Origin of the sequence: Alteromonas antoniana (assembly GCF_019249295.1) — a bacterium.
GTDB classification, from domain to species: Bacteria; Pseudomonadota; Gammaproteobacteria; order Enterobacterales; family Alteromonadaceae; genus Alteromonas; species Alteromonas antoniana.
This window is the reverse complement of record NZ_JAESDH010000020.1, coordinates 95,478-103,073: the sequence shown is the minus strand read 5'-3', so window position 1 is coordinate 103,073 and position 7,596 is coordinate 95,478. Positions and strand designations below refer to the sequence as shown.

Here is a 7,596-nt window from a genome sequence, read left to right as displayed (position 1 = left end):
GCCATGTCCGCACGATTACCGCCGACAACGGGGCGGAATTCTGTGCTCATACACAGGTCGCGGATAAGCTGAAAACGGATATCTACTTCGCTAACCCATACTCATCATGGGAGCGCGGACTGAACGAAAACTTCAACGGACTGCTGAGACAGTACATCCGAAAAGGGACAGACCTGCGGACGGTGACGGACAAACAGGTTGCTGATGTTGAGCGTGCGCTGAATGCGAGACCGAGAAAATGCCTTGGGTTTAAACAACCATCGGTGGTCTTCAATGAATTACGAAGAACAGCTTAATTTAGCGAGTGGTGCACTTCGGAGTTGAATCCGCGGCTTCATCTGTTGCCAGTGTTGAAAAAAGAGATTCGTATTTTTCAAAAGAGTCCAAGAAGAATTCAAGAATTTCCTGGCGTTTTAACTCAACGGTGCCCTCCCTTAGCAATGGGCTGTGCGGCTGCGACATTGTTTACTCCTGAGGGGAACGTTACTGATTTCGTCTGTCACATAACATATTGCCGGCTCGTGGCTGGTCGATTTATTCAAGTGATAATACAAAGACGATGTTGTTTCTTTTTACACTGACTTTTTGTAGCGAGATCACCATAAAGCGCCCTATGCGTTCTCTCAAGCATAGTAATAAAGCGCGACAAACAGACTAAACCAGACGTTTTCTAAGGTGAGCAAAACGGCCTTTGATATTTTTACTTCTGCTTCTTAACCAACGTAACAAGGGTTTCTCTACATAATAGTATATTGCGATCCCCGTCATTATGCTTATAACAAGCGCAATAATGAGCTTTCCGCCAAACTGCAGCCAGCCAGTAATTGGGACTTTTGACCATACAACATTAGAAATAACCAAAGCGATGCCATGTGTAAGATATATAGAGTAGCTTGCATTCCCTATCTCATGGAAAAGTTTACTGAAACCCAGACGGCTTCCGACACTAACAGTCCCAAACACAATTAACGCGCTGGAAACGATTCGCCCGGCCATTACCACTGTAGCATCCTCTGAGTAGCCAAATGCAGGCAAACTCATCAAACCTGCAAAACCAACAAGTGCCAAGCCCCCAAGCTTTGGGCTCAGCGTTTTAGCTACATACAAGCTTGCGATAAGCATACCCGCAATGAATTCTAGGATTATGGGCTGTGTGTAGGCGGTAAGGAGCGCGCTGTCAGAAGTTAACCATACGCCTGCAAATGCAAGACAGATTATAGACACTAACGAGACAGCTAACGTTTGTCGAAACAGTAATCCTAAAGCAAATATGCAGTAAAACAGCATTTCGTAGTTCAATGTCCAGCCAAGTATTAAGAAAGGCCATATACGGTCCGGCACGGTTGGGCTGTAATGTGGGATAAAGAATAAGGATTGCAACACATGTATGAGGGTGTTCTGGTCAAGCGTCCAAATTTTAAATTGGACACTTAATAGTAAGAGAAACAATGTCGTTGCCCAATAGAGAGGTACGATTCGGATTATTCTTTTTTCCAAAAAAGTGAGAGGGTTATCGTTTCTGGCTACCAGATACATAATAAAGCCGCTGATAACAAAGAATATATCTACCCCCCACGCGAACGCCTGATAGTGTTCTAAAGGGTTGTACAACCAGGGTTTGGGGTTTCGAGCGTGGTGCACTACTACCATAAGTGCAGCTATTCCACGTAAATACTGTATAGCGATAATTTGAGAACGGTCAGGTTGCATATCCATTTGCTAGGTCTCCGACATGGTTACTTTTTATACTACGCACCTCGTAAATTAAATAAAGTAAAATTAAAAATAGAAGACTAACTGTTTAGCGTTGGTAATTATTAGCAGGGTTAAGCAGCTAAAATTTATACTTAATTAGCAACTTTGATTGTCAAGACTAAGCTTTCACTACTAGTGAAGGATGGGTATTATTAAGAAAACCTTAATAGTGTGTATAAAATTAATATTCAAAACACTTACCGGGATCAGCTGGAAGGAAAATAAGCAAGTGGTAATAATTGAGAGACTTCATTTCCCTTGTCCTTCGGACGCATGGCGTGCAAACCAGCTATGCTGCTGGTTTGTCGAACCTGCGGTTTCTCACCCTCACGGTAAAATAACTCAGTTTTCTTCAGACATTAAAAAACCCGCAACAGGTGCGGGCTTTTTTGGAATATGGCGGAGAGTGAGGGATTCGCTCGGGGCATCCCTTCCCCTCACCCTTCGGGCGCACATGCGTGCAAACCGGCTGTCCTGCCGGTTTGTCGAACCTACGGGGCTTCTTACCCTCACAGGAAAGTGAGTCAGTTTTCTTCAGGTATTAAAAAACCCGCAACAAGTGCGGGCTTTTTTGGGATATGGCGGAGAGTGAGGGATTCACTCGGGGCATCCCTGCCCCTCGCCCTTCGGGCGCACAAGCGTGCAAACCGGCTATCCTGCCGGTTTGTCGAACCTGCGGGGCTTCTCACCCTCACAGGAAAGTGAGTCAGTTTTCTTCAGGTATTAAAAAACCCGCAACAAGTGCGGGCTTTTTTGGAATATGGCGGAGAGTGAGGGATTCGAACCCCCGGAAGGTTTGACCCTTCGCCTGATTTCAAGTCAGGTGCATTCAACCGGACTCTGCCAACTCTCCGAGAAGTGCTGCGTATCTTAATGAAATTTTTTTGGCTGTAAAGCAATAATTTTCAATACGGATTTAAATGATGAATTGATAAACAAAATAGCTTTAAAAGCTCACTTTTTGCCCGTTTGTTACGTTTTTTCAGAAGGGATAAATAAGGTAGGAAGCATTTCTGTTAGTTGATTCAGGAGTGAAATCAGAAAAGTATTCAGTCTGGTGCGAGCGTATCCCATAGTTTTTCAAGGAATGATTCGAAGGATAGTAATCTCGTGAGCCAGCTACGGATTCATTTTGTTGAACCAGCGGAGGGCTCACGTTCACCGGAAAATAAGTCAGTTTTCTTCAGGCATTAAAAAACCCGCAACAAGTGCGGGCTTTTTTGGAATATGGCGGAGAGTGAGCGATTCACTCGGGGCATCCCTGCCCCTCGCCCTTCGGGCGCACATGCGTGCAAACCGGCTATCCTGCCGGTTTGTCGAACCTGCGGGGTTTCTCACCCTCACGGTAAAATAACTCAGTTTCTTTCAGGTAATAAAAAACCCGCAACAAGTGCGGGCTTTTTGGAATGTGGCGGAGAGTGAGGGATTCACTCGGGGCATCCCTGCCCCTCGCCCTTCGGGCGCACATGCGTGCAAACCGGCTGTCCTGCCGGTTTGTCGAGCCTGCGGGGCTTCTCACCCTCACAGGAAAGTGAGTCAGTTTTCTTCAGGCAATAAAAAACCCGCAACAAGTGCGGGCTTTTTTGGAATGTGGCGGAGAGTGAGGGATTCGAACCCCCGGAAGGTTTGACCCTTCGCCTGATTTCAAGTCAGGTGCATTCAACCGGACTCTGCCAACTCTCCGAGAAGTGCTGCGTATCTTAATGAATTTTTTATGACTGTAAAGCCTTAATTAAAAAAACACTGGCTAAGTGCTTGCCAAATAAACAAAAGGCGATGAAACCGTCATACTCGTCTATGAATTGCACGCTTGATGATTATTTTGATCGAAACCGCTTGAAATTGGGAACTAAAACCCATACAAAGACACTAAATAATAGTTTACCATTTTGGTCAATTACTAAGTCCTGTTGGAGGAAATAATGGAACAGCGTTCGGTGTATTCTAGTGCATCTCAATCGTCTGTGCTGCAAACAAACAAGGTGTTACGTAACACCTACATGTTGCTGGCAATGACACTGGCATTTAGTGCCGTGTGTGCGGGCATCGCAATGGCAGTAGGTATCTCGCCTATCATGTCGTTGGTGATGACTATCGGCGCATTTATTACTCTTTTCGTCATTCAACGTAAGGCAGAAACAGCGTCTGGAATTTACTGGGTATTCCTTTTCACGGGTCTGATGGGCGCGTCACTTGGCTACACCCTTAATTTTTATCTCGGCGTTGCTGGTCCGGGCCTTATTATGGAAGCGCTGGGTGCGACTGCACTGGTATTCTTTGCACTATCAGGTTATGCGCTGACAACCAAGAAAGATTTCTCTTTCATGGGAGGCTTCCTGGTCGTTGGTCTTGTTGTGGTACTGGTTGCAGCTATCGCAAACATATTCTTTGCGGTTCCGGCGGTAAGTCTGGCAATAAGTGCAGCCATCGTGTTCATCATGTCTGGTTTCATCCTGTATGATACCAGCCGAATCATCCACGGTGGTGAAACCAACTATATCCGCGCTACTGTGTCGCTGTACCTGAACATCTACAACCTGTTCACCGCTATCCTGCATCTGCTGGGTGCGTTTGGCGGCGACGATTAATCGCGAAAGTTAAGGAAAAACACCCCGGATTCGGGGTGTTTTTGTTTTTATGGCATCGTATTCAATTCTTATCACCTCTGCCCCGTCTACTTCTGACAGTGCTTATCAGGCTACGGAGTTTTGCCGTGAACTTATTCAGACGAATCACACTGTCGATCAAATCTTCTTTTATCAGGATGGTGTTTATCATGCGAACTGCCTGATGACATCACCATCTGATGAACGCAATTCATATCAGGCCTGGACAAAGCTCGCAGAAGATTTTGCGGTACCGCTAATTGTCTGCGCTACTGCAGCAATCCGCAGAGGAATATTAAGTAAGCAGGAGGCGGCGTCGTTGGATGAAAGCAGTTATAACTTAAAAGCGCCCTTTACTGACACAGGACTTGGTGAATTTTTCACGTTGCTTCATCAAAGCGATAATTTGGTGCAGTTCTGATGGCCAAAATAACCGTATGTATGACAACTGCCCCCTATAATGGCGTACTAGCCCAGGATGCGCTGGATTTCGCGATGGGGGCAACAAACTATGGACACGATGTCAGCTTGCTGTTTATGGAAGACGGAGTTTTTCAGCTATTGGCAAAGCAGCAACCGGTTGAAGGCATAAAAAATCACGAAAAGCGGCTTAAATCGCTGCCTTTTTTTGATATAGAAACGTTACTCTGCTGCAAATCGAGCCTTGTTAAACGTAACATTAGCCCGGCTGAAATCGAACACGACATTACACTGTGTGATACGGATACAATGTCCGACATGCTTTGTCAAAGCGATCACGTTGTGAGGTTTTAATGAATATCGTGTTAACCCAGTCTCACTACGGTGAAAACATGTGGGCGCTGTTATCCAATATGCCTGACACTACCCGGTTTCTGTTACGTGGTAATGGCCTTTACCTGACTCAGACAGAAGCAGAAAAACTGGCATTGCTGAATAATGTATACGTTGTTGTTACCGAATCTCAGCAGCTTGGCGTGACGCTGGGCTCTCTTGTTACTCCCTGCTCGCTTTCAGACTGGATAGAGGGCGCTACAAATTCAACATGGGCGACGTTTTAATGGAAGAGGCTAATTACAGCTTTACTTTTGAAGGGCAATCTATCGCTACAGATAAGGCCGGGTATCTGCTGGATCATAAGCAATGGTCTGAGGCGATGGTACCGGTACTGGCTGACGCGGAAAATATCGAACTAACCGACGCGCATTGGGAAGTGATTCGTTTCGTGCGGGAATTTTATCTGGAATACGACACCAGCCCCGCCATCCGCGCATTAGTGAAAGCCATGGCGGCGAAATACGGGCCGGAAAAAGGCAATAGCCGCTACCTACATCGCTTGTTTAAGAAGGGCCCAGCGAAACAGGCAACCAAGCTGGCAGGGCTTCCCAAACCAGCCAAGTGCCTGTAATAACATAATATTTGGTCCTCAACCTTTCCATTAGGTCTGAATCTTCCCAACGTGAGTTTTGCCAGACTCTTTTGTGAATTCTACGTAATCATTTCTGTTAAACAAAAAAAGAGGCGTCAATCGCCTCTTTTTATACTTCCTTGGTATCCTTATAACCTACGCAGGCCGGATAACATCAACTCCGCCCATATACGGACGCAACACTTCAGGAATAATCACACTACCATCAGCCTGCTGGAAGTTTTCAAGCACGGCAACTAATGTTCTGCCCACTGCCAGGCCGGAACCGTTAAGCGTATGCAGTAACTCAGGTTTGTTGGTTTCCGGATTGCGATAACGCGCCTGCATTCTGCGAGCCTGGAAGTCCAGCATGTTTGAGCATGATGAAATTTCCCGATATGTATTCTGGGCCGGCAGCCAGACTTCCAGATCGTAGGTTTTCGCGGCACCGAATCCCATATCGCCAGTGCACAGCAGCACTTTTCGATATGGCAGATTCAGCTTCTGCAAAATACTTTCGGCATGCGATGTCATTTCTTCTAACGCATTAAAGCTATCTTCCGGCTTCACTAGCTGTACCATTTCGACTTTATCAAACTGATGCTGGCGGATTAAGCCTCGGGTGTCGCGCCCATACGAGCCCGCTTCTGAACGAAAACACGGAGTATGCGCCGTCATCTTAAGTGGCAACAGTTTCTCGTCCAGAATTTCATCTCTGGCAATATTTGTCAGTGGTACTTCAGACGTCGGTATCAGAGACAGCCCCTGGCCTTCTTCTGTGGCCGGTTTGGTGTGGAAAAGATCTTCACCAAACTTCGGTAGTTGTCCGGTACCGTACAAGCTGTCGTGATTTACCAAGTAAGGAACATACATTTCCTGATAACCATTTTCACCGGTCTGAACGTCCAGCATAAATTGAGCAATAGCTCGATTAAGACGGGCGACGTGCCCGCGCATCACAACAAAGCGACTACCGGTAAGCTTGGTCGCAACTTCAAAATCCAGACCTTTGTTCAGTCCCTCACCAAGATCCACATGGTCTTTGATTTCAAAATCAAATTCTCTTGGCGAGCCCCAGCGGCTTACTTCGACATTATCTTCTTCGTCTTTTCCTGCTGGTACAGAGGGGTCCGGTAAATTAGGGATCCCTTGTGTGAAGCTGGTGATTTCTTCAAGAACAATCTGAAGCTCAGACTTTGCAGCATCCAGTTCATCACCCAGTTTGCCCACTTCAGCAAGTAACGGAGCAATATCTTCACCCTGTGCTTTTGCTTTACCAATGGATTTACTTCTTACATTACGCTCATTCTGCAGATCCTGCGTTTTAATCTGCAAAGACTTGCGTTTCTCTTCCATCTTATTGAACGCATCAACATCCAGAGTAAAGCCCCGGCTCGCCAATCGCTCTGCAGTGGTATCAATATCGGTACGTAAACACTTCGGATCTAACATGTGTTTCTTCTTATCCTTTCATTAATTCAATGGCCAGCCAGCCTGCCAGGAGGCAAGCGCTGACGTTCAGAAAAATATTGGCAATGGCTTTTATCCAGAGCCCGTTTTCCAGTAACGTGAGGGTTTCGATGGAAAACGTTGAAAACGTTGTAAAAGCTCCCAGCAGACCAACGCCAAGCAGTGCCCGAAACGGTGAGTCAGCCAGTTCGTGACGTTCAATAAACCCATACAACAAAGCCAGGCTGAATGAGCCAAGCACGTTGACGGTAAGTGTACCAAAGGGGATATGTTTTCCAAACCACGAATCGATACCAGTAGTGATGAAATATCGAAGACAGGCCCCTATCGCCCCCCCGATGGCAATATAGCAATACACTAAAACACCCTGTGACATGT

10 protein-coding genes and 2 tRNA genes are annotated in these 7,596 nt (G+C 46.2%); 6 read left to right on the top strand and 6 right to left on the bottom strand.

Annotated features, from left to right (window positions below; all coding sequences use genetic code 11):
• Window positions 1-296 (top strand): IS30 family transposase (locus JKP77_RS16390; RefSeq protein WP_218312237.1); only part of this gene is annotated, 296 nt, incomplete at its 5' end.
• Window position 297: 1 nt separating this feature from the next.
• Here the strand turns inward: JKP77_RS16390 and JKP77_RS16385 are convergent.
• From JKP77_RS16385 to JKP77_RS16370, 4 genes are all read right to left on the bottom strand, one after another.
• The gene (locus JKP77_RS16385; protein WP_218312246.1) at window positions 298-462 is read right to left on the bottom strand and encodes a hypothetical protein; all 165 of its coding nucleotides are present in this window, start codon (window positions 460-462) and stop codon (window positions 298-300) included.
• Between the two features lie 192 nt (window positions 463-654).
• Entirely contained in the window at window positions 655-1,716 is a 1,062-nt protein-coding gene (locus JKP77_RS16380) for an acyltransferase family protein (protein ID WP_218312236.1), read from the bottom strand.
• Window positions 1,717-2,516: 800 nt separating this feature from the next.
• Window positions 2,517-2,608: transfer RNA gene (locus JKP77_RS16375), tRNA-Ser, on the bottom strand.
• 738 nt (window positions 2,609-3,346) lie between these two features.
• Window positions 3,347-3,438: transfer RNA gene (locus JKP77_RS16370), tRNA-Ser, on the bottom strand.
• A gap of 239 nt (window positions 3,439-3,677) precedes the next feature.
• On the opposite strand from JKP77_RS16370, the gene JKP77_RS16365 reads away from it, so the two are divergent.
• Genes JKP77_RS16365 through JKP77_RS16345 form a run of 5 tightly spaced genes read left to right on the top strand, consistent with a single transcriptional unit; the run spans window position 3,678 to window position 5,748 of the window.
• Window positions 3,678-4,343 (top strand): Bax inhibitor-1/YccA family protein, encoded by a 666-nt coding sequence (locus tag JKP77_RS16365; RefSeq protein ID WP_218312235.1) that lies wholly within the window; start codon window positions 3,678-3,680, stop codon window positions 4,341-4,343.
• Window positions 4,344-4,392: 49 nt separating this feature from the next.
• Window positions 4,393-4,782 carry a sulfurtransferase complex subunit TusD gene (tusD, locus tag JKP77_RS16360; protein ID WP_218312234.1) on the top strand — a complete coding sequence of 130 codons (390 nt, stop codon included), beginning with the start codon at window positions 4,393-4,395 and terminating at the stop codon, window positions 4,780-4,782.
• On the top strand, window positions 4,782-5,135 hold the full coding sequence (gene tusC, locus JKP77_RS16355; RefSeq protein WP_218312233.1) for a sulfurtransferase complex subunit TusC: 354 nt from the start codon (window positions 4,782-4,784) through the stop codon (window positions 5,133-5,135). Before tusD ends, tusC begins: the two co-directional genes overlap by 1 nt.
• Window positions 5,135-5,401 (top strand): hypothetical protein, encoded by a 267-nt coding sequence (locus JKP77_RS16350; protein ID WP_218312232.1) that lies wholly within the window; start codon window positions 5,135-5,137, stop codon window positions 5,399-5,401. Before tusC ends, JKP77_RS16350 begins: the two co-directional genes overlap by 1 nt.
• Complete coding sequence (locus JKP77_RS16345) at window positions 5,401-5,748, top strand: TusE/DsrC/DsvC family sulfur relay protein (protein ID WP_218312245.1); 348 nt, start codon at window positions 5,401-5,403, stop codon at window positions 5,746-5,748. Before JKP77_RS16350 ends, JKP77_RS16345 begins: the two co-directional genes overlap by 1 nt.
• 156 nt (window positions 5,749-5,904) lie before the next feature.
• Here JKP77_RS16345 and serS read toward each other — a convergent pair whose 3' ends face one another.
• On the bottom strand, window positions 5,905-7,200 hold the full coding sequence (gene serS / locus JKP77_RS16340; protein WP_218312231.1) for a serine--tRNA ligase: 1,296 nt from the start codon (window positions 7,198-7,200) through the stop codon (window positions 5,905-5,907).
• A gap of 10 nt (window positions 7,201-7,210) precedes the next feature.
• Window positions 7,211-7,594, bottom strand: a complete 384-nt coding sequence (gene crcB, locus JKP77_RS16335; protein WP_218312230.1) for a fluoride efflux transporter CrcB — start codon at window positions 7,592-7,594, stop codon at window positions 7,211-7,213.
• Between the last annotated feature and the right edge of the window lie 2 nt (window positions 7,595-7,596).